The 23,808-nt window shown below is 70.7% G+C and carries 22 protein-coding genes and 2 pseudogenes; 15 read left to right on the top strand and 9 right to left on the bottom strand.

Features of this window, described 5'->3' with window-relative positions:
* Positions 1 to 123: 123 nt before the first annotated feature.
* The 3 genes from AQJ46_RS35980 to AQJ46_RS35970 are packed head-to-tail and all read right to left on the bottom strand — an operon-like array spanning position 124 to position 3,637.
* Complete coding sequence (locus tag AQJ46_RS35980; protein ID WP_059209556.1) at positions 124 to 2,421, bottom strand: FtsX-like permease family protein; 2,298 nt, start codon at positions 2,419 to 2,421, stop codon at positions 124 to 126.
* A complete protein-coding gene (locus tag AQJ46_RS35975) occupies positions 2,418 to 3,116 on the bottom strand; it encodes an ABC transporter ATP-binding protein (protein WP_059209555.1) in 699 nt (232 codons plus the stop codon). Before AQJ46_RS35975 ends, AQJ46_RS35980 begins: the two co-directional genes overlap by 4 nt.
* Positions 3,113 to 3,637: a PadR family transcriptional regulator gene (locus tag AQJ46_RS35970; RefSeq protein WP_059209554.1), complete on the bottom strand. Its 525-nt coding sequence runs from the start codon at positions 3,635 to 3,637 to the stop codon at positions 3,113 to 3,115. Before AQJ46_RS35970 ends, AQJ46_RS35975 begins: the two co-directional genes overlap by 4 nt.
* A 327-nt stretch (positions 3,638 to 3,964) precedes the next feature.
* Between AQJ46_RS35970 and AQJ46_RS35965 the strand changes: the two are divergent.
* Positions 3,965 to 4,648, top strand: a pseudogene (locus AQJ46_RS35965) (SDR family oxidoreductase); the annotation flags it as partial.
* A gap of 1 nt (position 4,649) precedes the next feature.
* On the opposite strand, the gene AQJ46_RS35960 reads toward AQJ46_RS35965, so the two are convergent.
* Together AQJ46_RS35960 and AQJ46_RS35955 are read right to left on the bottom strand one after the other, a co-directional pair.
* Complete coding sequence (locus tag AQJ46_RS35960) at positions 4,650 to 5,741, bottom strand: enolase C-terminal domain-like protein (protein ID WP_059209553.1); 1,092 nt, start codon at positions 5,739 to 5,741, stop codon at positions 4,650 to 4,652.
* 3 nt (positions 5,742 to 5,744) lie between these two features.
* Positions 5,745 to 6,704 carry an LLM class F420-dependent oxidoreductase gene (locus AQJ46_RS35955; protein WP_059209552.1) on the bottom strand — a complete coding sequence of 320 codons (960 nt, stop codon included), beginning with the start codon at positions 6,702 to 6,704 and terminating at the stop codon, positions 5,745 to 5,747.
* A gap of 138 nt (positions 6,705 to 6,842) precedes the next feature.
* On the opposite strand from AQJ46_RS35955, the gene AQJ46_RS35950 reads away from it, so the two are divergent.
* From AQJ46_RS35950 to AQJ46_RS35890, 13 genes are read left to right on the top strand one after another with little or no spacing between them, the layout of a single operon-like run.
* Positions 6,843 to 8,780 (top strand): NAD(P)/FAD-dependent oxidoreductase, encoded by a 1,938-nt coding sequence (locus AQJ46_RS35950; protein ID WP_059209551.1) that lies wholly within the window; start codon positions 6,843 to 6,845, stop codon positions 8,778 to 8,780.
* A complete protein-coding gene (locus AQJ46_RS35945; protein ID WP_059209550.1) occupies positions 8,777 to 10,624 on the top strand; it encodes a transketolase in 1,848 nt (615 codons plus the stop codon). Before AQJ46_RS35950 ends, AQJ46_RS35945 begins: the two co-directional genes overlap by 4 nt.
* Positions 10,621 to 11,553: a non-homologous end-joining DNA ligase gene (gene ligD / locus AQJ46_RS35940; RefSeq protein ID WP_059209549.1), complete on the top strand. Its 933-nt coding sequence runs from the start codon at positions 10,621 to 10,623 to the stop codon at positions 11,551 to 11,553. Before AQJ46_RS35945 ends, ligD begins: the two co-directional genes overlap by 4 nt.
* A 44-nt stretch (positions 11,554 to 11,597) precedes the next feature.
* Positions 11,598 to 11,966, top strand: a complete 369-nt coding sequence (locus tag AQJ46_RS35935; RefSeq protein WP_079072553.1) for a gas vesicle protein GvpO — start codon at positions 11,598 to 11,600, stop codon at positions 11,964 to 11,966.
* A 58-nt stretch (positions 11,967 to 12,024) separates the two neighbouring features.
* Complete coding sequence (locus tag AQJ46_RS35930) at positions 12,025 to 12,450, top strand: gas vesicle structural protein GvpA (RefSeq protein WP_007385861.1); 426 nt, start codon at positions 12,025 to 12,027, stop codon at positions 12,448 to 12,450.
* Positions 12,447 to 13,217: a GvpL/GvpF family gas vesicle protein gene (locus AQJ46_RS35925; RefSeq protein ID WP_059209547.1), complete on the top strand. Its 771-nt coding sequence runs from the start codon at positions 12,447 to 12,449 to the stop codon at positions 13,215 to 13,217. Before AQJ46_RS35930 ends, AQJ46_RS35925 begins: the two co-directional genes overlap by 4 nt.
* Before the next feature lie 7 nt (positions 13,218 to 13,224).
* On the top strand, positions 13,225 to 13,488 hold the full coding sequence (locus tag AQJ46_RS35920; RefSeq protein WP_059209546.1) for a gas vesicle protein GvpG: 264 nt from the start codon (positions 13,225 to 13,227) through the stop codon (positions 13,486 to 13,488).
* Positions 13,485 to 14,189: a hypothetical protein gene (locus AQJ46_RS35915; RefSeq protein WP_059209545.1), complete on the top strand. Its 705-nt coding sequence runs from the start codon at positions 13,485 to 13,487 to the stop codon at positions 14,187 to 14,189. The genes AQJ46_RS35920 and AQJ46_RS35915 overlap by 4 nt, the downstream gene beginning before the upstream one ends.
* Positions 14,189 to 15,289 carry an SRPBCC family protein gene (locus AQJ46_RS35910; protein ID WP_059209544.1) on the top strand — a complete coding sequence of 367 codons (1,101 nt, stop codon included), beginning with the start codon at positions 14,189 to 14,191 and terminating at the stop codon, positions 15,287 to 15,289. The genes AQJ46_RS35915 and AQJ46_RS35910 overlap by 1 nt, the downstream gene beginning before the upstream one ends.
* Entirely contained in the window at positions 15,286 to 15,621 is a 336-nt protein-coding gene (locus AQJ46_RS35905; RefSeq protein ID WP_059209543.1) for a gas vesicle protein, read from the top strand. The genes AQJ46_RS35910 and AQJ46_RS35905 overlap by 4 nt, the downstream gene beginning before the upstream one ends.
* The gene (locus AQJ46_RS35900; RefSeq protein ID WP_059209542.1) at positions 15,618 to 16,388 is read left to right on the top strand and encodes a GvpL/GvpF family gas vesicle protein; all 771 of its coding nucleotides are present in this window, start codon (positions 15,618 to 15,620) and stop codon (positions 16,386 to 16,388) included. The genes AQJ46_RS35905 and AQJ46_RS35900 overlap by 4 nt, the downstream gene beginning before the upstream one ends.
* The gene (locus AQJ46_RS35895) at positions 16,385 to 16,573 is read left to right on the top strand and encodes a gas vesicle protein (protein ID WP_059209541.1); all 189 of its coding nucleotides are present in this window, start codon (positions 16,385 to 16,387) and stop codon (positions 16,571 to 16,573) included. Before AQJ46_RS35900 ends, AQJ46_RS35895 begins: the two co-directional genes overlap by 4 nt.
* Positions 16,570 to 16,854, top strand: a complete 285-nt coding sequence (locus AQJ46_RS35890) for a gas vesicle protein K (protein ID WP_057608230.1) — start codon at positions 16,570 to 16,572, stop codon at positions 16,852 to 16,854. Before AQJ46_RS35895 ends, AQJ46_RS35890 begins: the two co-directional genes overlap by 4 nt.
* A gap of 15 nt (positions 16,855 to 16,869) precedes the next feature.
* Here the strand turns inward: AQJ46_RS35890 and AQJ46_RS35885 are convergent, their stop codons facing one another.
* The 3 genes and pseudogenes from AQJ46_RS35885 to AQJ46_RS35875 form a co-directional block, all read right to left on the bottom strand.
* Positions 16,870 to 17,040: a hypothetical protein gene (locus AQJ46_RS35885; RefSeq protein ID WP_059209694.1), complete on the bottom strand. Its 171-nt coding sequence runs from the start codon at positions 17,038 to 17,040 to the stop codon at positions 16,870 to 16,872.
* A gap of 42 nt (positions 17,041 to 17,082) precedes the next feature.
* The gene (locus AQJ46_RS35880; RefSeq protein ID WP_059209540.1) at positions 17,083 to 17,904 is read right to left on the bottom strand and encodes a methyltransferase domain-containing protein; all 822 of its coding nucleotides are present in this window, start codon (positions 17,902 to 17,904) and stop codon (positions 17,083 to 17,085) included.
* A 100-nt stretch (positions 17,905 to 18,004) separates the two neighbouring features.
* Positions 18,005 to 19,481, bottom strand: a pseudogene (locus AQJ46_RS35875) (phosphatase PAP2 family protein).
* A 576-nt stretch (positions 19,482 to 20,057) separates the two neighbouring features.
* On the opposite strand from AQJ46_RS35875, the gene AQJ46_RS35870 reads away from it, so the two are divergent.
* Positions 20,058 to 21,242 (top strand): beta-ketoacyl-[acyl-carrier-protein] synthase family protein, encoded by a 1,185-nt coding sequence (locus tag AQJ46_RS35870; RefSeq protein WP_059209539.1) that lies wholly within the window; start codon positions 20,058 to 20,060, stop codon positions 21,240 to 21,242.
* A 183-nt stretch (positions 21,243 to 21,425) separates the two neighbouring features.
* On the opposite strand, the gene AQJ46_RS35865 is transcribed toward AQJ46_RS35870, so the two are convergent.
* Complete coding sequence (locus AQJ46_RS35865; protein WP_059209538.1) at positions 21,426 to 23,588, bottom strand: SpoIIE family protein phosphatase; 2,163 nt, start codon at positions 23,586 to 23,588, stop codon at positions 21,426 to 21,428.
* Positions 23,589 to 23,808 lie beyond the last annotated feature (220 nt).

The following is a 23,808-nucleotide window of genomic DNA, read 5'->3' as shown; positions in this document are numbered from 1 at the left end:
TAGCCGATCTTCGGTGTTCGTCAGCAGCAGGACTCAGCAGTGAGCTCGCGATCCAGGCCGCACGGAACGGCGCACGGCTCGGACAGGCTGCGGTCAGCCGGTCCGAGCCGTGCGTCGTTCCTGCTACTCGTTGCGTGCCGTTTCGGGTCCCGTGATCCGTCTGAGCAGCGGCATCGTGGACGCGATGACCCCCAGCGAGGCGAGGAGCCCGGCGAGCACGATCGCGTAGTACTGGATTCCCGGTGCCTGGATCGAGTACCTGAACTGTGCCTGTACGAACAGCTGGGCAGCCAGGAAGCCCATCCCGATCGCCACCACGGCGACCACCAGGAGCGGGACCGCGCTTTCCAGAAGCACTACCCGCCGCAGCACCCCGAGCTGTGTGCCGGTCAGCCGCAGCAGGCTGAAGGGGCGCTTGCGGTCGCGCAGTCCCCCGGCCACGCTCACCGCCAGGCTGCAGCCGGCGATGGGGAAGCTGACCAGGATGACCACGTTGGCCAGTTGCTGGTATCCGGCGAGCTGTGCGCCACTTTGGGCATGGTCCTCTCGGACGGTCCATGGGACGTCGCGGTCGGGATACGTGTTCGCGAGGATGGTGCGCGCGCGTTCGATCGCCGACGTCGACCCGTTGGTGGCCACGACGATCTCCTGGACGGGGAGGCGGGCGAGGTGCTGGGCGGAGATGTCGGCGGCGGGCCATGCCGTGGGCCAGTGTTGCCAGTAGTACGTGCCGAAGCTGCCGTAGTTCTGGGTGACCGACGCCGCTTGGGCTCCGGAGGCGCATGCGCTGTGGGCCGGCATCTTCGCGAGCTCCGTGCACGAGGCCAGGCCGGCCACCGGCGGGGACTCGGTGTCTTGGGGGCCGCGATAGGCCGGGTCCGTGGTGCCGAGCGGGTTCGTGTGGATCATCAGCACGCCGGTGACGCCGGGTACGGAGTTCAGGTCGCCGAGCGCGGTCTTCGAGAGCGGGGGCACGCTGCCGATCTGACGCCCGGTAGTGGAGTTGAAGCCTTCGGTGTACTTGGCGTCCAAGGCGCCGGCGACCGTCCGGCCGGCCTGCGGGATGCTGCGCTCGGCGTTCAGCGAGCCGATGATCCCGACGGCTGCGCTGGTGACGCACAGGGCGAGGACCAGCCCGCTGACCGCGCGGAAGCCGGCTTTCGGGTCGTCCGCGAGCCGTCGGCCCGCGACGAGCAGCGCGGGGCGGCTGGTCTGCCTGGCCAGGAGGCGGGCTCCGGCCATGGTCAGCCAAGGGCCGGCGATGACCAGTCCGGTCAGGACCAGCAGGATTCCCGGGACGAAGACCCAGATCTGGCCGTTCGTGCTCCTGGGCACCCGGCCGATGGTGTACGAGAGTTCGGCGATGCCGACGGCCAATGGGATCAGCCGGTAGATCCTCGGCGGGCGTGGCGTGACGCGCCGGGTGACCCCGAGCGGGGAGACCTGCACGCGGCGCAGGGCGATCCGGGCGGCGATCGCGGCCCCCACCGGAACGGCGGCGGAGACGAGCAGGATGTCGCCGGTCCGCAGCATGAGGTCGCCGGCGAAGTATGGCGTACTCGTGAGGTTGACCAGGGCCAGCTGCGTACGGAACAGGTAGAAGAGGCCGAAGCCGACGGCCGTGCCGATGACCGCGGCGACCGTCGACTCGGTGGCGGAGAGCATTGAGATCTGCCGCGGTGTGGCGCCCACCAGGCGCATCGCGGCGAAGCGTTGCTCGCGGCGGGCGGCTGCCAGCCGGGTGGCCGTGCCGATGAGAATAAGCACCGGGAAGATCAGGGCGGTGCCCGCGACGGAGAGGATGAGCTTGATGCCCCTGCTGTCGATCCCCGCCCTGACCGTGCAGTTCGTGCCGTTGCAGCTGCTGGGGGTCGCGGTGGTGATCGTGGTGACCTGGGTGGCGTCGCGCTGCTTCGCGAGCTGGTCGGGGCGGTGGCCGATGACGACGACCAGGGAGTCTGGGCCCGGGAGCCCCGCGTTGCCGACCGTGCCGACCTGGTGGCCGGGGTAGCGGTCGGCGAGTTCGGCGGCCGGGGCGGAGTGGAGGAGCTTGTCCAGGGCCGGTGAGGCGTAGTACTCGCCCGGTCCGGGAAGGCGCGAAAGGCCCGGTGGGGCCGGGGAGTTCGGGCCGGTGGCGGCGACGTCAACGCGGCCGATGGTTTTGCCGTCGAAGTGGTCCGCCCTGAGCAGCCACCACAGCGGGTCGGTGTCTGCCTTCGCTGCCGACTGGCTCGATGTCCTCGTGCCGGAGCCGGTGTTGAGCCAGGCGTTCCGGCTGTTCTGGGTGGCGGTGGCGTTGATGGCCGCCAGGATGCTCAGCAGCAATCCGACGCCGAGAGCGACGGCGGCCACGATGACGGCGAGGCGGGCGGCAGCCTCCCTGCCGCCGCTCAGGGTGAGGCGCAGGCCGAGGCGGATCACGAGGTGAGCCGCTCGACGAAGAGCGGCGTGACCTTGCCGTCGCGGACGATGACTTCGCGCTTCGCGAAGGCGGCCACCCGCGGCTCGTGGGTGACGAGGACGACGGTGGTGCCCTCCTCCCGTGCGGAGGCGACCAGCAAATCCATCACGTGCTCACCGGTGAGCGAGTCGAGCGACCCAGTCGGCTCGTCGGCGAACAGTACCTTGGGCCGGGAGACCAGGGCGCGGGCCAGGGCGACACGCTGTGCCTGTCCACCGGAGAGTTCGCCGGACCGGCGCCCCTCGAGACCGTCCAGGCCGAGCCGCCCGAACCACGATCGGGCCTGGGCCAGCGCGCTTGCCCTGCGGGACTTCGCGAGCAGCAGCGGCAGGGCGACGTTCTCCTCGGCGGTCAGTTCGGGGACGAGCTGACCGAACTGGAAGACGAAGCCGAACCGGTCCCGGCGCAGCGCGCTGCGTTCGGGCTCGCCCTGGGTGTCGATACGGCGGCCGTCGAACCAGATCTCGCCGGAGTCAGGGACCAGGATCCCGGCCAGGCAGTGCAGCAGCGTGGACTTGCCGGAGCCGCTCGGGCCGGTGACGGCGAGGATCTCACCGGCACGGGCGCACAGGTTCGCACCCTGCAGCGCGGGCGTCTGCCCGAACGACAGGACAGCATCCCGCGCTTCCACGAGGAAGCCGTCGTCCGCACTCATGAGCGCACCTCCGCCGTCAGAGCGGCGAGCCGTGCCACGGTCTGGTCCATCCACCGGAGATCGGCCTCCAGGTGGAACACGCCGTGATCGGCCAGCAGCGAGTCGATCGTGCTGCCGGTCCGGCGCAGTTCGGTCAGCTCCCGCATCCGCTCCATGTGGGCGGCACGCTGGATGTCGAGGTACACGCGGGGGTCGCGCTCCAGCAGCACCGCCAGTACGACCTTGGTGAACAGCACCGTCTGCAGGTGCGGTTCACCCGCGACCGGCTCGGTCAGCCAGCTCTCGACCTGCGTGACTCCCAGCTCGGTGATCACGTAGCGCTTGCGGTCGGGCCCGGAACCGGGGCCGGTCTCGCCGACCTCGACCTTCCCGTCACGGGCGAGGCGCCCCAGGGTCGAGTAGACCTGCCCGGCGGGCAGCGGTTTACCCCGGCCGAAATAGGTGTCGTAGTCGCGCTTGAGGTCGTAGCCGTGGCTCGACTCCCGTTCAAGGAGTCCGAGGAGCGCCAGAGGAACAGTCATACCTCAGTATCTACACTCAGTATCTAGCTGGCGTCAACGGACGGCTTGACCCGATACCAGGCTGGGAGTACTGACGACAGCGACGGTCGGCCGGCATCGGGCCCCTGGAAACACATGACCGCCAGGGCGGACGGGCCGCGCGATGCCGTGCGTGCAGGCGGCCCTTGGTGAGGATCCGCCACAACACACGGCGCACTTCGCTGGCTGTAGAACGCGCCTTCGGTGTCTCCTGTGGTCCTGCGCAACCGTCGACGGGAGGGCAAAGAACTGCGTCTTGGGCCGGTGGCGCAGGCCAACGGCACTTCAACACGCAGAACTTGACAGGGAACGTACCTGGGCTATGCGTTCGGCACCCGGGCCGCCTTCCACCACATGCTGCCGAGGGACCGCGGGACCGTCGTGCAGGTGGGATCCGCGCTGGCCTACCGGGGCATTCCGCTGCAGTCGGCGTACTGCGGGGCCAAGCACGCCATCCGGGGCTTCAACGAGTCCCTGCGGTGCGAGCTGCTCCACACGGGCAGCGGTGTCCGTACGACGATGGTGCAGCTGCCGGGCCTCAACACCCCTCAGTTCGGCTGGGTGTTGAACCGGATGCCGGGGCGGGCGCGTCCGGTGGCGCCGGTGTATCAGCCGGAGGTCCCCGCTCGTGCGATCGTGCACGCGGCCTTCCACGCGCGGCGGCGGGAGTACTGGGTCGGCGGGTCCACGGTGGCCACGCTCATCGCCAACGCGGTCGCGCCGGGGGCGCTGGACCGTTACCTCGCCCGCACCAACGTCGAGGCACAGCAGGAAGAGGGGGAGCACGGCGGTCCCGGGAACCTGTGGGTGCCCGCGGACGGGCCGCACGGGCGGGACTTCGGGGCGCACGGGCGGTTCGACGAGGAGGCCGTGTCCTCCAGCCCGCAGGACTGGGTCTCCCGCAACCGCGCCCGGATGGGCACGGGCCTCGTGGCCGCCGCGGTCGGCGGGCTGGGCATCGCGGTGACCTCCGGTCTGCGGCGTCGGAGTTGAGCTAAGCCACCCGGTACTCCTCCACTTCCTCGGTCCGCAGCGTCAGACCGTGACCGAGGCCTTCCGTCGGGCGGACCGTGCCCCCCGTCGGATCGAGTGCCCCGGCGAAGAACATGTCCTCGATGCGGACGTGGTCGTGGAACCACTCGATATGCCGCAGGTTGGGGACAGCCGCGGCCGCCGCAGCGTGCGCGTGCGGGGCACAGTGGGTGGAGATCTCCAGGCCGTGGGACTGGGCCAGGGCCGCCGCGCGCAGGAACTCCGTGATGCCGCCGCAGCGCGTCACGTCCACCTGGAGACAGTCCACCGCGCCGGCCGTGATCATGCGGGCGAAGTACGGGAGGTCGTAGCCGTACTCGCCGGCCGTGACATCGCAGACCAGCGCGTCGCGGACCAGACGAAGACCGGTCAGGTCGTCGGAGGACACCGGCTCCTCGAACCAGCCGACGCCGTGCTCCACCAGGGCGTTGCCCACCCGGATCGCCTGCTTGCGGGTGTACGCGCCGTTCGCGTCGACGTACAACTCCGCGTCCGGGCCGATGACTTCGCGGGCCGTCCGGACCCGGGACAGATCGCGGGGGACCGCGTGCCCCCAGCTCTCGCCGATCTTCACCTTGACGCGGGGAATGCCCTGGCCGTGCACCCAGCCGTTGAGCTGCGCGGCCAGATGTGTGTCGTGGTACGTCGTGAAGCCGCCGCTGCCGTAGACGGGAACGCGTTCGCGGGCGACGCCGAGCAGTCGCGCCAGCGGGAGTTCCAGGAGGCGGGCCTTGAGGTCCCACAGGGCGATGTCGAGGGCCGAGATCGCGCAGGCCGCGATGCCGGGGCGGCCCGCGTTGCGGACCGAACGGCACATCGCCTCGTGCAGCACCGGGATGTCCAGCGCGCTGCGGCCCTCGACCAGCGGGGCGAGGTGCTCGGTGAGGAAGTCGCCGACCGCGGCCGGGCCGTAGGTCCAGCCCGTGCCGGTCTCGTCACCCGTCGTCACCTCGACGATCACCATGGTCGTGGTGTCCCAGGACAACGTGCCGTCGGCCTCGGGGGCGTCGGTCGGCACCGTGTACACCGAGACGACCGGCCTGAGGAGTTTCATCGTTCATCCCTGCTGGAGCTGGGGCAGCACCTTCGTACGGTAGAAGTCGAAGAAGGCGCGCTGGTCGGGGCCGATCTGGTTGACGTAGACGCGGTCGAAGCCCGCGTCGGCGAACGCGCTCAGTGCGGCGACGTGCTCGTCCACGTCGTCCCCGCACACCGCCTTCTCGCGCACCATCTCCTCGGTGACCAGCGGCTCCAGCTGCTCGAAATGGCTCGGCGAGGGCAGGATCTGGGCCATCTCGCCGGGCAGGAACTGGTTGAACCACAGCTTGCGGACCGTACGGACGCACTCCTCCCGGTCGACGCCGTAACAGACCTTCGTACCGCCGATGACCGGCTTCCCGGCCCCGCCGCCCTTGCGGAACTGCTCGACCATCGACTCGTCCGGCGTCATCGTGATGTAGCCGTCGCCGACCCGGGACGCGAGCGCCGTGGCGGCCGGGCCGAAGCCGGAGATGTCGATGGGCACGGGCTCGTCGGGGACCGTGTAGAGGCGGGCGTTCTCCACCGTGTAGTGCGTGCCGTGGTGGTTGACCTCCTCGCCCGTGAACAGGCGCCGCATCACCTGGATCGACTCCTCCAGCATCTCCAGCCGGATGTGCGCGGGCGGCCAGACATGGCCGAGGACGTGCTCGTTGAGGGCCTCCCCGGAGCCGACGCCGAGGCGGAAGCGGCCGTTCGTCATCACGGCTGAGGTCGCCGCGGCCTGCGCCACGACCGCCGGGTGGATCCGCACGGTCGGGCAGGTCACGGCCGTCTCGATCGGCAGCGACACCGCCTCCGAGAGCGCGCCGATCACCGACCAGACGAAGGGGCTCTGGCCCTGCGCGTCGTTCCACGGGTGGTAGTGGTCGGAGATCCACAGCGAACTGAAGCCCGCCTGCTCCGCCATCCGCGCCTGTTCGACCAGCTCCGCGGGACCGAACTCCTCGCACGACAGGAAATAGCCGTATTCCGGCATGGGGGTACCTCCGTCGGCTCCATGAAAAGGGGGCTTCGTCCGAGTACCCGGCGGCCCGTACGGAAACCGGCGTTTGGGCGCCCTGGCCAGGGGGACGCGGAAGGCTCCCGAGGTACGCGACAGCCCCGGAGGCGAACCGTGAGTCGACCCCGCATCGTGATCGTCGGTGCCGGCTTCGCCGGGTACCGGACGGCCAAGGAGCTGTCCCGAAAAGCCCGCGGCAAGGCCGACATCACCCTGCTCAACCCGACCGACTACTTCCTGTATCTGCCCCTGCTGCCCCAGGTCGCCGCCGGGATCCTGGAACCCCGGCGGGTGACCGTGTCCCTCTCCGACACGCTGCCGCAGGTGCGGCTGGTGCTCGGCGAGGCCGACGGCATCGACCTGGACGCACGCACCGTCCACTACACCGACCCCGAGGGCACGGGCGGCACGCTCGGCTACGACCGGCTGGTGCTGGCCGCCGGGAGCGTCAACAAGCTGCTGCCCATCCCCGGGGTCGCCGAGCACGCGCACGGCTTCCGCGGTCTGCCCGAGGCGCTGTATCTGCGCGACCACGTGACGCGGCAGGTGGAACTCGCCGCGGCCGCCGACGATCCCGAGACCTGCGCCGCCCGGTGCACCTTCGTCGTGGTCGGCGCGGGCTACACGGGCACCGAGGTCGCCGCGCAGGGACAGCTGTTCACCGACGCGCAGGTGCGCAGGCATCCGCTGCGCAAGGGCATGCGGCCGCGCTGGCTCCTCCTGGACATCGCGGAGCGGGTCCTGCCCGAGCTCGACGTGCATCTGTCCCGCACCGCCGACCGCACGCTCAGGGAACGGGGTGTGGAGGTGCGGATGGGCACCTCCGTGAAGGAGGCCACGCCGGACGGAGTGCTGCTGACCGACGGTGAGTTCGTCGCGACACGGTCGCTGGTGTGGTGCGTGGGCGTACGGCCCGATCCGCTCGCCGAAGCGCTCGGGCTGCCCATGGAGCGCGGCCGGCTGCTCGTCGATCCGAACCTGCAAGTACCGGGGCGGCCCGAGGTGTTCGCGTGCGGCGACGCGGCCGCGGTGCCCGATCTGGAGAATCCGGGGCAGTTCACGCCGATGACGGCGCAGCACGCCTGGCGGCAGGGGCGTACGGCGGCCCTCAACGTCGCCGCCTCCCTGGGAGCCGGTGTGCGCCGCCCCTACGAGCACCGGGACCTCGGCTTCGTCGTGGACCTCGGCGGAGTGAAGGCCGCCGCCAACCCATTGGGCGTCCCGCTGTCCGGCCTCGCGGCCGGTGCGGTCACCCGCGGCTACCACCTCGCCGCGATGCCGGGCAACCGCGTCCGGGTCGCCGCCGACTGGCTGCTGGACGCCGTACTCCCGCGCCAGGCCGTCCAGTTGGGGCTCGTACGGTCCTGGTCGGTACCGCTGGACACGGCCTCGCCGGAGCTGGCACGGGTCCCGGGCCGACCGCAGGCCCGCCAGGAGGCCGACGCGCGCTCCGGGCCCGGGGCGGCGACGGAGCAGGAGACGAGGCCGGGACGGAAGGCGACCGAGCCGGCCGCACCCGCGGTGGGGAAGGCCGAGCCGGGGGTGCCTGCGGTGGAGGCGGCCGAGCCGGGGACGCCCGCGGGCGAGGCGGTGATCTCGGAGGCGAAGGCGCGCGAGGCGGCCGAGCAGGGGTCGCCTGAGCGGCGAGGGCCTGCGCTGTATGCGCCTGAGCGGGAGTCGCTTGAACGGCAGGTGCCTGAGCGGCATGCGGCAGAGCTGAATGTGCCCGAGCACCCTGCGCCCGAGCCGGAGGCGCCTGGGCGGCGGGGCCCTGAGCGGGAGTTGCCTGGGCGGCGAGGGCCTGCGCCGCATGCGCCTGAGCAGGAGTCACCAGAGCGGCAGGGGCCAGACCGGAAGTCGCCTGAGCAGAAGTCCCCCGAGCCTGCGAAGAACCAGCCTGGCGGTGAACCGGCGAAGAGACAGCCCGGCCCCGAGCCCGCCAAAAGCCAACCCACCCCCGAGCCCGCCAAGAACCAACCCGACGGTGAGCCGGCCGAAGGCCCCGGCCCCGTCAAGCGCACCGACGCGGATCCCGCAGAAGGAGACTCATGAACACCGGTGAACTCGTCGAACTCGGCCAGCAGTTGCGCGTGGACAGTGTGCGCGCCGCAGGGACCGCGGGCTCCGGGCACCCGACCTCCTCGATGTCCGCCGCGGACCTGATGGCCGTACTCCTCGCGAACCACTTCCGCTACGACTTCGACCGCCCCGAACACCCCGGCAACGACCGCTTCGTGCTGTCCAAGGGCCACGCCTCGCCGCTCCTGTACTCCGCGTACAAGGCGGCCGGTGTCGTCGACGACGAGGAGTTGCTGACCTTCCGCAAGCTCGGCAGTCGCCTCGAAGGACACCCGACGCCGCGCAAGCTGCCCTGGGTGGAGACGGCCACCGGATCGCTGGGCCAGGGACTGCCGGTGGGCGTCGGCATCGCGTTGTCCGGGAAGCGCCTTGACCGCACCGGCTACCGCGTGTGGGTGCTGTGCGGCGACAGCGAACTCGCCGAGGGCTCGGTCTGGGAGGCGGCCGAACACGCCGGCCACGAGCACCTCGACAACCTCACCGCGATCGTCGACGTCAACCGGCTCGGCCAGCGCGGCCCCACCCGGCACGGCCACCACCTCGACGCCTACGCCCGCCGCTTCCAGGCCTTCGGCTGGCACACGGTCGAGGTCGACGGGCACGACGTGGACGCCGTCGACCGCGCGTACGGCGAGGCCGAGTCCACCAAGGGCCAGCCCACCGCGATCCTCGCCCGCACCCTCAAGGGCAAGGGCGTCGCCGACGTCGAGGACCGCGAGGGACTGCACGGGAAGCCGCTGAAGAACGCCGAGGACGCCATCGAGGAGCTCGGCGGCGTACGTGACCTCCGTGTCCAGGTGCACGAGCCGCCGGCCGCCCGCATGCTGCACGCCGTCCGCGCCGGCCACCTGGAACTGCCCCGATGGGACACCGGTGAGGAAGTGGCGACCCGGGACGCCTACGGTCAGGCCCTCACCGCCCTGGGCACCGGACGCGGTGACGTCGTCGCCCTGGACGGCGAGGTCGGTGACTCCACCCGCTCCGAGTTCTTCGCCAAGGAACACCCCGACCGCTACTTCGAGTGCTACATCGCCGAGCAGCAGATGGTCGCGGCCGCCGTGGGACTCGCCGCGCGCGGCTGGGTGCCGTACGCCGCCACCTTCGCGGCCTTCCTCACCCGCGCCTACGACTTCGTGCGCATGGCCTCCATCAGCGGGGCCGGCATCAACCTGGTCGGCTCGCACGCGGGCGTCGCCATCGGGCAGGACGGCCCCAGCCAGATGGGCCTGGAGGACCTCGCGATGATGCGGGCGATCCACGGCTCCACCGTGCTGTACCCGTGCGACGCCAACCAGACCGCCCACCTGGTCGCCGAGATGGCGGGCCTGGACGGCATCCGCTATCTGCGCACGGGCCGCGGCGAGAGCCCGGTGCTCTACGGTCCCGACGAGGACTTCCCGATCGGTGGCAGCAAGGTGCTGCGCTTCTCCCAGAGCGACCGGCTGACGGTCGTCGCCGCGGGCGTCACCGTGCACGAGGCACTCAAGGCCGCCGAGGCACTGGACCAGGAGGGCATCCGCGTCCGGGTCGTCGACCTGTACTCGATCAAGCCCGTCGACCGCGCCACCCTGCGGCAGGCCGCCGAGGACACCGGCTGTCTGCTGACCGTGGAGGACCACCGCGAGGAGGGCGGTCTCGGCGACGCCGTCCTCGACGCCTTCGCCGACGGCCGGCCGGTACCGCGCCTCGTGCGCCTGGCCGTCCGTACGATGCCGGGCTCGGCCTCGCCCGAGGAGCAGCTGCACGCCGCGGGCATCGACGCCGAGTCGATCGCGGCCGCCGGCAGGCTGCTGGTGGAGCAGGCGATCGTGCCGTGACCAGCGACGACGTACGGACCGTACGGGCGGGGAAGCACACGGTGGAGGTGCACCGGCCGGACAAGGTGCTCTTCCCCGGCGGCGACGGCTCCAAGGAGTACACCAAGGGCGATCTCGTCGACTACTACCGGTCCGTCGCGCCCTTCATGCTGCCGCACCTGCGGGGCCGTCCGCTGATGCTGGAACGGCATCCGGACGGCATCACCGGCCCCCGGTTCATGCAGAAGAACACCCCGGACTCCTACCCGGAGTGGATCGGCCGCGTCGAGGTGCCGAAGGAGGGCGGCACAGTCTGCCACACCGTCTGTGACGACACCGCCACCCTCCTGTACCTCGCCGACCAGGCCTCCCTCACCCTGCACCGCTGGCTGTCCCGGGCCGGCAGCGTCGAGCGGCCCGACCGGATGGTCTTCGACCTCGACCCGGCCGGGGACGACGACTTCGCCGCGGTCCACGAGGCGGCCCGGCTGCTCGGGGAACTGCTCGACGAGCTCAACCTGCCCTCGGCGCTGATGACCACCGGCTCGCGCGGGCTGCATGTGATCGTGCCCCTCAACGGCCGGCACGACTTCGACGAGGTCCGGAAGTTCGCCAAGGACGTCGCCGACACCCTGGTCGCGGGCCACCCCGACCAGCTCACCACCGCCGCCCGCAAGAAGGACCGCGGCGACCGCCTCTACCTGGACATACAGCGCAACGCCTACGCCCAGACCGCCGTCGCGCCCTTCACCGTCCGCGCAAAACCGGGCGCCCCCGTGGCCACCCCGATGGCCTGGACCCAGCTGGACGACCCGGGCCTGGACGCCCGTCGCTGGACCATCGCCGACGCGGTCGAACAGGCCCGCAGCAATCCCTGGGCCGGGGTGATGGCCAAGGGACGCGCCCTTGGTCCCGCCCGGCGCAGGCTGAACGCGTTGATGCCCTCTTGAAGGTTTGGCGAAGGAACGAGCGGCCACCCGAGGTGAGAGGTGCCATGTCGAACACAAAAAACTCATCGGAATCACAGAATTCACGAAATGCCCCTGAGCGGGCAGAAGAGGACACCGAAGAGAGCGTGGCGGAAAACCGGCGGCCGAAGCCCATGGAGGTGCTGCGCAACGCGCGCACCCAGCTGGCCGAGCTGACCGGAATGGAGGCCGAGAACGTGTCGTCCTTCGAACAGACGGAGGACGGCTGGTCGCTCGAGATCGAGGTCCTGGAGCTTTCCCGCGTGCCCGACACGATGAGCCTGATGGCGAGCTACCAGGTCGAACTCGACCCGGAAGGACAGCTCACCGGCTATCGGCGCGTTCGCCGTTACGAACGCGGGCGCGCGGACGCACATCGGCAGGGCGGCCGTTAGGCCGCCGCACCGCACAGACATTCGTTCACCAGCACACAGAAGAGGAGGCGCGGCCGATATGACCGTTGTCCCGGCACAACAGGGCGGTGGCGGAGGTGGCTCCAGCGGCCTCTACGACGTTCTGGAACTGGTCCTCGACAGGGGTCTCGTCATCGACGCGTTCGTACGGGTCTCCCTGGTCGGCATCGAAATCCTGAAGATCGACGTCCGGGTCGTCGTGGCCAGCGTCGACACCTATCTGCGCTTCGCCGAGGCGTGCAACCGGCTGGACCTGGAGGCCGGGCCGCGCAAGGACCCCGGCCTGCCCGACCTGGTCGGCGAGATAACCGAGTCCGGCGCCCGCGGCAAGTCCAAGGGAGCGCTCTCCGGTGCCGCCGAGACCATCTCCGGTGCTTTCAAGCAGGCCCGTGAGGAAGGCCAGACGGAGTCCAGGCCGCGAGCCCGCAAGGCGACGTCCTCGCGCCGGAAGGAGGAAGAGGAGTGAGCACGTACGTGTACGGCATCACCGCCGCCTCCCACCCCGCGCTGCCCGAGGGGCTGGGAGGGGTCGGCGTCCCCGCGCTTCCGGTGCGGGTGCTGACGGAGGGTGATCTGGCGGCCATCGTCAGTGACGCCCCCGAAGGGCTGCGGCCCAAGCGCCGTGACCTCCTCGCCCACCAGAACGTCCTGAGCGAGGCGGGCGCGGGCGGCTGCATCCTGCCCATGCGGTTCGGCAGCGTGGCCCCCGACGACGGCACCGTCACGGGGGTGCTCGCGGAACGCCAGGAGCACTACAAGGAGCGCCTGCGGACCCTCGACGGCAAGGTCGAGTACAACGTCAAGGCCACGCACGACGAAGAGGCCGTCCTGCACCGCGTGATGTCCGACAACCCGGAGGTCCGCGCCGAGGCCGAGGCCAACCGGCGGGCGGGCGGAGGCAGTTACGACGAGCGCCTCAGGCTCGGCGAGATGGTCGTGGCCGCGGTCAAGGCCCGCGAGGCCGAGGACGCAGGCGAGGTGCAGCGCGCCCTGGAACCGGTCGCCGACGCGATCAGCGTGGGACCCGAATCCTCGGGCTGGCTCGCCAACGTGTCCTTCCTCGTGGAGCGCGACGCGGCGGCGTCCTTCCTGGAGGCGGTGGACCAGCTGCGCAAGGACCATCCGCACCTTGACCTGCGAGTCAACGGTCCGCTGCCGCCGTACAGCTTCGTCGACCCGGGCCCGGCCGAACCCGCGGGCACCACGGTCGGCATCGACCACGCGGAGGAGTGAGGCGGCCGTGGGTCTCATCGGAGAGGTGCTGCTCCTGCCGTTCGCCCCGGTACGCGGCAGCGCCTGGGTGATCAGACAGGTGCTGAGCGAAGCGGAGCGCCTCTACTACGACCCGGCCACGGTCCGGGTCGAACTCGCCCAGCTCGAGGAGCGACTCGAGGCGGGCGAGATCGATGAGGAGGAATTCGACCGACAGGAGGACGAACTCCTCGAACGACTGGAGATCGGCCTGCGCGGTGGCGCGGGGGCCGGCGACGGGACGGCACTATGAACCGAGTGGGAATGGGCCTCGCGATAGGGGCCGGATACGTCCTAGGGCGTACCAAGAAACTGAAATTCGCGTTCGCCGTCGGCACACTTGTGGCCGGCAAGCGGATGCACCTGAGCCCGCGGGCCGTGGCTGACCTGGTCTCCCAGCAACTGCTGAAGAACCCGCAGTTCAAGGAGATAGGGGACACGCTCCGCGAGGACCTGCGAGGCGTCGGCAAGGCGGCCTCGGGTGCCATGGTGGAGCGGCAGATCGACGCGATCGCCGACCGGCTGCACGGCCGTACCGCCGAGGTCCGCGACCAGCTTTCGGGCGTGGTGCCGGAGGTGCCGGGCCTCTCTGAGGACGAGGACGAGGAGTCCGAGGGCGACGACGAGCCCCGCGAGGAGGAGACTGGGGACACGGAGGCCGAGGCTGACGAGGAGCCCTCGGACGAGCGCGAGGACGACGAGGCCGACGAGGACGGGGACGAGCAGGACGAGGCTCCGGCCGCGGCGAGGAAGACCGCCAAGAAGGCCCCCGTCAGGAAGACCGCGCAGAAGGCGCCGGGCCGGAAGCCGCCCGCGAAGAAGACGGCGCAGAGCCAGAGCCGTACGGCCGGCAAGAAGACCACGGCGAAGAAGACGGCCGCCAAGAAGGCGACCACGGCCAGGGGGGCCGGCCGAGGCACCCGGGCCCGGCTGCCGAAGGGAGGCGGTGAGTGATGACCGAGACACTCGGATCCGCCCGCGACGCGACCGACAAGGCGAAGAACAACCCGCTCACCGACGTGGCCCACAGCGAGGCAGCCGACCGGCTCAAGGCCGAACTGCAGGAGTACGTCGCCGCGCAGGCGCAGCGCATGCTGGTCGGCGTCGGCCGCAAGCTGGGCGAGACCACCGGCAAGCTGAACGACATCGCCGAAGGCAACAGCCCCGGCTTCGCCAAGCTCGCCCTCGACGGCGGCCGCAAGCTCGCCAAGGGCAAGGGGCCGATGCGCAGCGCGGTGGAGCTCGGCCTCTCGCACACCAAGGACAAGGTCGTCGACACCTTCAAGAACCTCGGTGGCAAGGGCAAGGGCAAGCGCAAGGGCGGGGCCGGTCAGAAGCCCACGGTGATCATCGAGTTCATCGATGTCGGCGTCGATCTGCGCACGGCCTACGACCAGTGGACCCAGTACCAGGACTTCTCCACCTTCGCGAAGGGCGTCAAGAGCGCGAACCGTGCCGACGACACCCACACCGACTGGCAGATGAAGATCTTCTGGTCCAACCGCAGCTGGAAGGCGACCACCACCGACCAGATCCCCGACGACCGGATTCGGTGGACGTCGGAGGGTGCCAAGGGCACGACCAAGGGAGTCGTCTCCTTCCACAAGCTCGCGGACAACCTGACCCGCGTCCTGCTGGTGATCGAGTACTACCCCGCGGGCCTGTTCGAGAAGACCGGCAACATCTGGCGCGCCCAGGGCCGCCGGGCCCGGCTGGACCTCAAGCACTTCGCCCGCTTCATCACCCTCAAGGGGGAGGCGGAGGACGGCTGGCGCGGCGAGATCGAGGACAGCGAGGTCGTCAAGAGCCACGAGGACGCGGTGGCGGAAGAGGAAGAGGCCGAGGGCACCGAGGAAGAGGAAGAAGAGGAAGGTCCGTACGCGGAGGACGAGACCGAGGACGAGGGCGAGCCTGAGGACGAGTACGAGGAGTACGACGAGGAGGCCGAGGAGGAGCCCGAGGAGGAGCCCGAGGAGCAGGAAGGCGAGTACGAGGCGCCCGAGGAAGAAGAGGAAGAGGACTACGAGTACGCCGAGGGCGGGAGCCGACGATGAGCGTGCCCAGCCGGCTCCCGGATCCGTACGGCCAGGGGAGCGGCGCCAACCTGGCCGACATCCTGGAGCGTGTGCTGGACAAGGGCATCGTCATCGCGGGCGACATCCGCATCAACCTGCTCGACATCGAGCTGCTCACCATCAAACTGCGGCTCATCGTCGCCTCGGTCGACAAGGCCAAGGAGATGGGTATCGACTGGTGGGAGGACGACCCGGCGTTGTCCTCCCGCGCCCGTCGTAACGAACTCGCCCGGGAGAACACCGAGTTGCGCGAGCGGCTCGCACGTCTCGAAGAGCTGGAGCCCCGCCTTGCCGAGGAGGAGAGTTCGTGACCGGACTGCGCTACGTGTACGCCGTCTGCCGCCCCTTCGGCACCCCGTTGCAGGCCCAGCTGACCGGGGTGGCCGGTGATCCGCCCAGACTGCTGAACCACCACGGCCTGGTGGCCGTCGTCAGTCATGTGCCGGAGCGGGACTTCGCCGAAGAACCGCTCCACAGGCATCTGGAGGACCTGGAGTGGCTCAGCACGACCGTGCGTGCCCACCAGAGCGTGATCGACGCGCTCACCGTCGTCACCACTCCGCTGCCGCTCCGGCTCGGCACCGTCTTCCGTGACGACAGCGGCGTCCGGGTGATGATCGAAGAACGCGAGGAAGGCTTCCGACGCACCCTCGACCGGCTTCAGGGCCGGGTGGAGTGGGGCGTCAAGGTGTACGCCGAGCAGGCGGCCCCGGCCCGTGAGGAGCCCACCGAGACGCCGGCGAAGCCGGTTTCGGGCCGGGACTATCTGCTGCAGCGGCGCCGGCGGGTGCGTTCGCACGAGGAGATGTGGCAGCAGGCGGAGGCCTTTGCGACCCGACTGCACGAAACGCTTTCCGGATACGCCGAGGACGCGCGGCTGCACGCCCCGCAGAACCCCACGCTTTCCGGAGCCTCAGGACAGAACATTCTGAATGCCGCCTATCTTGTGCCGCGCGGCGAGTCCGAGGAATTCGTGGAAATGGTGGACCGGACGAAGGACGACGTCCCGGGAATGCGGGTGGAACTCACAGGGCCCTGGGCGGCCTATTCCTTCGCGGGGGAGGAACAACAGCCGTGACCGTCATCGAACGCCGCGAGGTGGCCCTCGTGGACCTTCTCGACCGGCTGCTGGCCGGCGGGGTCGTGATCACGGGGGACATCACCCTGCGCATCGCGGACGTCGACCTCGTCCGCATCGACCTGAACGCGCTGATCAGCTCGGTCAACGCGCACGTTCCCTCACCGTTTGAGGAGTTGTCGTGACGGCTCGACGCAACCGGCTGGATCTGGAGCCCGACACGGTCGAGCGCGACCTGGTCAAGCTCGTCCTGACCGTCGTGGAGTTGCTGCGGCAGCTCATGGAGCGCCAGGCGCTGCGCCGGTTCGACGAGGGCGACCTGAACGAGGAGCAGGAGGAGCGGATCGGGCTCACTCTGATGCTCCTCGACGACCGCATGACCGAACTGCGCGAGCGGTACGGACTGCGGCCCGAGGACCTGAACCTGGACCTCGGGCCGCTGGGACCGTTGCTTCCCCGGGAATGAATTCCGCGGGGAATGTCACCACCTGTACCAACGACCCCTGCTTCCGGCCGATGTCGTCCCACGCATCAGGAACCCCAGCAACCACAGCACGAGCACAGCCAGTGCGATCCACCAGAGAATCTTCACTGCGAAACCGACGCCGAAAAGAATCAGTACCAGAAGCAGCACGAGCAGGATGGCAATCATAATCTGAACCTCCTGCATTCCGAGTTTCCCGGAATCTGCCTTTCAGGCTTCCTTTCTGCACAGAATTTCTCCGTGCAGCACACAGAACCACCCGTCGTCCTTCTTGCCCCAGTCCCGCCAGGCCTCCGAGACGGCTCGCAGCCCCTCCGCGGTGGCGTGGCCGCCCTCGGTGGCCCGCTGCGCGTACGCCGAGGCCACCGTGCGGTCCGCCCACAGCCCGCTCCACCACTCCCGCTCCTCTGCGGTGGAGTACGTCCAGGTGCCGGAGCTCGCCGTGATGTCCGTCAGACCCGCCCGCAGCGCCCAGGACTTCAGCCGCCGCCCGGCATCCGGCTCACCACCGTTGGCCCGGGCCACCCTGCGGTACAGGTCCAGCCAGTCGTCCAGCCCCTCGGAGGCGGGGTACCAGGTCATGGCCGCGTAGTCCGAGTCGCGGACCGCGATGAAGCCGCCCGGCCTGGTGACCCGCCTCATCTCGCGCAGCGCCCGCACCGGGTCCCCGACGTGCTGCAGCACCTGGTGGGCGTGGACCACGCAGAAGGTGTCGTCGGGGAAGTCCAGGGCGTGCACGTCCGCGACCGCGAAGTCGACGTTCGTCAGCTGCCGCCCGGCGGCCGTGGCGCGGGCCTGGTCCAGGATGCCGGGCGCGTGGTCGACGCCCGTGACATGCCCCTCCGGGACCAGGGCCGCCAGGTCGGCGGTGATCGTGCCGGGCCCGCAGCCGATGTCCAGGATCTTCATGTGGGGCTTCAGCGAACCGAGCAGGTAGGCGGCCGAGTTGGCGGCGGTGCGCCAGGTGTGCGAGCGCAGCACGGACTCGTGGTGGCCGTGTGTGTAGACGGCGGTCTCCCGCGGTTTCGACATGGCTGATCTCCCCTTCTCGACAACTGCGTCGGTACTCGGAACCGTACGCCCGCATGTCGAATAATGAGACCTGCGTATTGCCATGTGGACTGACAGGTGATCAGTTCACGGGCAGCGGCCGGTACACGGTGAGCGCCTCGGGCAGCTTCTCCAGCGTCACCTCGCCCTCCACTTCGGTCACCTCACCGTCGTAGGCGAGGAGCGTGCCCGGCGCGACGCCCGACAGATGCAGGCGCCCCACCTGGACCGCCGCATGGACGGGAGAGCGAGTCAGGGGGCCCGCGACCGCGGCGGCGAGCAGGCGCAGCGCGGGCCGGCGTCCGCCGTGCACGACCCGCACGTCGAACCGTCCGTCGGCGAGGTCGGTGCGGCGGCCGGGGGTGAGCCCCATCCGGTGGTAGGTGCCGTTGCCGACGAAGAGCAGCCACAAGGGCCTGGCTGGCCCGGCTCGCGAACTCGGCCTCCAGCGGATGCCGGTCGGCCCGCAGCACCCGAAGCGCCCCGAGCACCCCGGCAGGCCAGCCGCCGATCCGGCGCGACCAGCGCTCCCGCTCGCGCACCAGCTCCGGATACACGCCCAGGCTGCACGCGTTGACGAAGACGCCCTCGCGGCCGTCGCTGCTGAACCGGCCCGCGTCCACGCGCACGGCCTCGCCCCGCTGTACGGCCCGGGTCAGGTCCCGCGCTCCCTCCACGCCGAGGTCGTAGGCGAAGTGGTTCAGGGTGCCGCCGGGCAGTACCGCGAGCGGCACGCCGTGGCGCAGGGCGATCTCAGCGGCCGCGTTGACCGTGCCGTCGCCGCCGCACACGCCGAGCACCGTGACACGGGCCGCCGCCTTCTCCAACTCGGCCCGCACGTCCGTCGGTTCGCACTCGACGATCTCGGCCGGCGGCAGCCCGTCGTGCAGGGCGCGCACCCGGTCGGCGGTGCCCGAGGCGGTGTTCGCCACCATCACCAGACCCTCGCCGTCCGGCAGTGCCGGCACCTGCGCGCGGGGCCGGGCCGGCGGGACGACCTGGGCGCGCGTCGGTACCAGGCCCCGTACGGCGAACGCGGCGCCCGCGCCCAGCGCCGCACCGGCCAGGACGTCGCTCGGGACGTGCACACCCGTGTAGACCCGGGAGAGCGCGACCGACCAGGCGACCGGGGCCACGGCGGCGCCCCAGGCCGGGGACTCCAGCGCGACGCCGGTCGCGAAGGCCGCCGCCGACGCGGCGTGGCCGGAGGGGAACGAGGTCGTGATCGGCTGTCGCTTCAGCTGCCGGACCTGGGGGACCGGGTCCAGGACGGGGCGGGTGCGGCGGACCGAGCGCTTGCCGAGGGTGCTGATGGTCAGGGAGGCGAGGGTCAGGGACGCGAGGCCTGTGCACTCGCGACAAGGCCTCTGAGCCAGGCAGCAGAGCGAGCCGATCCTGGCGCTGCAGGCAGCGCGCTCACAGACAACCCGCCGATCCGGTAGGCCGTGCCCACAGCATGCCCCTCGGAGCGGAAAGCCACGGTCAGAAGAGGTAGGAAACGCACCGCACGACCACCGCAGAGTGATGACGTTTAAACAGGTCAGAGATAACGCGCTCATCCAAGCGCCGTCGCATCCCGAGCTGAGAGCGCGAGCTCGATCCTCGTCACAACGCGAACCCCAGGCCGGCGGCCCGGACTTCGCAAGGGTCACGTCCCTGAGGCCATGCCTGACCGAAGCTGGACCGGGCGGCCCAGCTCTGGCCGCGGCCCCGTGCCGGTGGTCGTCGGTCGGCAGGTCGCGGGCGGGCTCGCGCAGGTCTGGTTGGGACCGCGACCGCTGTCGGGGCCTTTCCCCGGCCCAGGAGTTCGACGTACGCCTCGCCCCGCTCCTCGCGTTCCGTGTGGAGGACAGCCAGGCCGCGGTGGCGGCGATGGCGAGGTCCACCGGTGGCATGTCAGGCCGGCGCGGCACCGCGTTGGCCCCTCTGCAGCAATGTGCGCCGTCTCACGCATCGCAGAACCTCCCAAGTTGCCCAGATCACAGCGCAAACGCCCCTGTGGCATCCATGCTCGAAACGGACATGGAGTCCCTAACCGGAGCGCACTGTCATGGACTTGGGTGAATAGCTCACAAGTGATCTATGGCATAGCGCCCGTGACAATTCATCTCGTTCTCTGTAGAAAGGCGCCAATCATGGCCGCTTACCTGTGCCCGCCTGCCGTGATACACGGCAAGCACGTCGTGCGGACCAGTCAGATTGTGGACGAAGTGCGCGGTCAGCACCCGAACGCGGCGTGGGCGCCGCGGATCGACGGCATCGCGGCCAGTACGGGCATCGAAACCCGTGGCTGGATGCTGCCGTTGGAGGCCGCCGTCGCGCCCGGCAGCGGAAGCGGCCTGCCGGCCGCCGGCATCGGACCGGCCCGAGAGGCGCTGGCCGGTGACGGGTTCACCGAACAGGACGTGGATCGCGTGATCGCTGCCCTTGAGGCGATACCCGCGCCGCAGACCGTCCAGGAACGCACTGCGCCGGCCTGGTCGGCAGTGCAGTCCTACGGTGAGCGTGCGGCGCGCGGGGCCCTGCAGATCGCCGGGCTGGACGCCGCGGACGTCGACTGTCTGATCACCAGTCACTCCACCACCCCGGCGCTGCCGGGGCTGGACGTCACCCTCGCCAACAGACTCCCGCTCCGGCGCGACGTGCTGCTGCTGCCGGCCACGCAGTGGGCGTGCATAGCCGGGACCCGCTCCCTGGCGCTGGCGGCGGATCTCGTGGCCGCGGACCCCGACCGGGTGGTCCTGGTCGTGATCGCGGAGGCACTGAGCACGACCTACCAGCCCGCGGACGACACTCTGGAATCGCTGATCGTCCGGTTGCTGTTCGCGGACACCGCGGTCGCGACGGTGGTCACGGGCCGCCCGAGGCCCGAGTCGACGCTGCGGCTGGACACCGCCTGGCACCACACTCTGCCCGGCACCCAGGACCTGCACCGCCTGGAGACACGGGAGGACGGCACCCACTTCGTGATGGACCGGCGCGGGCCGCGCGCCGTGCAGGAGACGGTCACCGCGATGTGGGAGTGGTTGCGCCTCCGAAACCAGGACGCCCCAGGCTCCTGGCACCCCGATGTTCTGCTCGCCCACCCCGGCGGGACGCGTGTGCTGGAGTACATGGAGCAGACCATGCCCGACGGGTGGCCGTCGGGACTCCTGCGCTACAGCCGGGACAGCTACACCAGCGGCAACCGCGGAGGCGCCGCCGTGTTCGACATCATGCGGAGGGCGTACGACGCCGGGCAGAAGGCGGGCAGCCGTGCCGTCCTGTACGCGGCTGCCCCGGGCCTCACTGCCACCGCCCTGGAAGGGGAGTGGCTGTAGTGCGGCCTCGCCCCTCGTAACGCCGGTGCCGCCGCCCGACGAACAGCTCCCGCACCGCCCGGCCAGCGCCCCGTCACCACCCGGCCGGAGCCTCGCCGCCACCCGGCCGGAGCCTCGCCGCCACCCGGCCGGAGCCTCGCCACCACCCCGCTGACGCCTCATCGCCGCCGAGCCGACACACCGTCACCGCTCGACCGAAGCCCACACCACCTTCCCGGTGTCCGTCCACCGCACCCCCCACCGGGTGGTGAGCCCATGCACCACGTGCAGGCCACGGCCGGCGTCGTCGAGGAGCCCGCCCGGGCCCAGCCGCGGCCTGCCGTTGCCGGTGTCGCCCACCTCGCACAGCAGCCCGTGGCCGGTCCTGATCAGCCGTACCGTGATGGGTCCGCCGGCGAAGCGGACCGCGTTGGCGACCAGTTCGTCGACCACCAGCAGCACGCTGTCCCTGGTGTGCTCTCTGGCGCTCCACTGCCCCAGCAGCCCGGAGACCAGTGTGCGGGCCCGGGCGGCCGCGTCGCCGCGGGCGGGTAGACGCCACGTCGCGGTGTCCTCCTTGCGGTAACCGATCATGCGGGCGATCAGCAGAGTCACGTCGTCGCGCCGACGCGTCGGCGCGACCGCCGAGACCACGCGCCGTGCGGCCTGGTCCAGGGTGTCCCACGGGTGCACCGAGGACACGGCGCCCGTCAGCCTGTCGATGCCCTCGTCGATCGACAGGGCGGGATCCTCCACCAGGCCGTCGGTGTAGAGGGCGAGCAGCGAGCCCGGGGGCGTACAGAACGCGTGCACGTCGTACGGCTCCCGCAGCGCGAACTCGGCGCCCAGTCCGGGGTGGGGGCGTATCGCGACCGGGCCGGCAGGTCCGTCCAGGGGTACCAGAACCGGGGGGAGGTGGCCGGCGCTGGCCACCGCCACGTGGTGGCTGACCGGATCGTACACGGCGATGCAGCAGGTCGACCCGAGGGCGCTGTAACCGGCCGCCAGCCCGGAATCCGCGTCGTCCAGCAGCGACACGGTCTCGTCCAGGTGCTCCAGCACCTCGTCGGGCGCCAGCCCCGCTGACAGCAGCGCGCGGGCCTCCATGCTCAGCTGTCCCATGGTCGCCGCGGCGCCCAGCCCGTGCCCGACGACGTCTCCGACCACCAGCGCGGTACGGCCGTCCGGCAGCGGAAAGCTGTTCACCCAGTCGCCGCCGACACCCGCGCTGTCGGGGGTGGCCGGCTGGTAGACGCTGGCCGTCTGGATGGTGTCGCCGGCGGACCGTGGCAGCAGTCGGCGCTGCAAGGCCAGTACCTGTGTGTGCTCACGCTGGTGCTGACGGGCCAGGTCCACGTGGTGGGAGGTCCTGGCCACCAGTTCCTGCAGGTCGAAGAGATCGCTGTCCGCGAAGGGGCGGTCCGCCCGCCGCCAGACCTCCGCGACACCCAGGACGACGGGCGGCGTGCCGTCCAGGACCAGCGGTATGCACACCACGGCCGCCGCCTGGTCGCCGGGCACCAGGGCACGTACCAGCCGAGGATTGCCGAGCACCCGTTCGATCGCTTTTCGGTCGGGTATGACGATGGCCTGCGCGGCATCGTCACGCCGTATGGCCTGCGACAGCAGTCGACTCGCATCGCCGGGAAGATCGTTGCCCGGGGTCACGTAGCCGTCGGGCCACGCCCGGTCCGGCACCAGGGCCGCCCGCCGCAGCCGGAGGCGCCCCTGCGGCTGCTCGGTGACCGCCTCACCCGTCCACACGGCGAAGTCGAGGTCGATGGTGGTCACGTCACCCCAGGCCAGCAGCGACTCCGCCAGCGACTGCGCGGTCTCGCCGATGTCCAACGAGGTGCCGATCGCGGTCTCGGCGGCGTACAGGTGCAGCCTCCTGGCCATGGCGATCAGTGAGACGGTCAGGCCCTCCTGAGGCGCCGCGGCGGCCAGGATGCTCATCGAGACCACCAGCTCCGACCCGTCGCCGCGGCGCAGGCGCTGGACCCGGGCGACGTGCGGCTCACCGGTCTCGAGGACCTGCCGCAGGCGCCGGGTGACCGTCGGTACGTCCGAGGGAGGCAGGAGATCGACGAAAGGGCTCCCGGCCACGACCTCCACCCCCGCGAAGACCGGGGCGTCCAGATTGCGGCGGGTGATTCTCAGATCCCGGTCCAGATTGACCGCGCCGAGGATTTGCTCCTGACGGGCGGGGGTCGGGTTGTCGGATACGTCTCGGCGGGCGGCGTTGTCCCCCTGCGGGTCGACGGAACCGGCGGCCGCTGCCGCTCCGTCGACTGGCATGTACTGCCCCAAAGCGCTGCTGACCATGTCGAACGGTGACGCAGACGAGGGGGGTGGGGTGGAGTCCATGCGACTCTCTCAGCTCGCTCGCCGACCCCGGCACCACGTCGGAGCCGTACCAGAACCCGGGCGACAGAGTCCCGGGATTCTTGACCGCAAACCTCATTCAATAACACCCGGGGCCGCTTCGCCCACACCAGCGGGCCGCACGGTGACGCGGTGGCAGCCGACGACCGGTCGACGACCGGTGTTCCCTCGCAGTCGTTCCATGGTCGTCGCCGCTCTGCAC

Source organism: Streptomyces canus (assembly GCF_001514145.1).
Classification (GTDB): Bacteria; Actinomycetota; Actinomycetes; order Streptomycetales; family Streptomycetaceae; genus Streptomyces; species Streptomyces canus.
The sequence above is the reverse complement of the archived record's forward strand: the minus strand, read 5'-3'. Positions and strand labels throughout refer to the sequence as shown.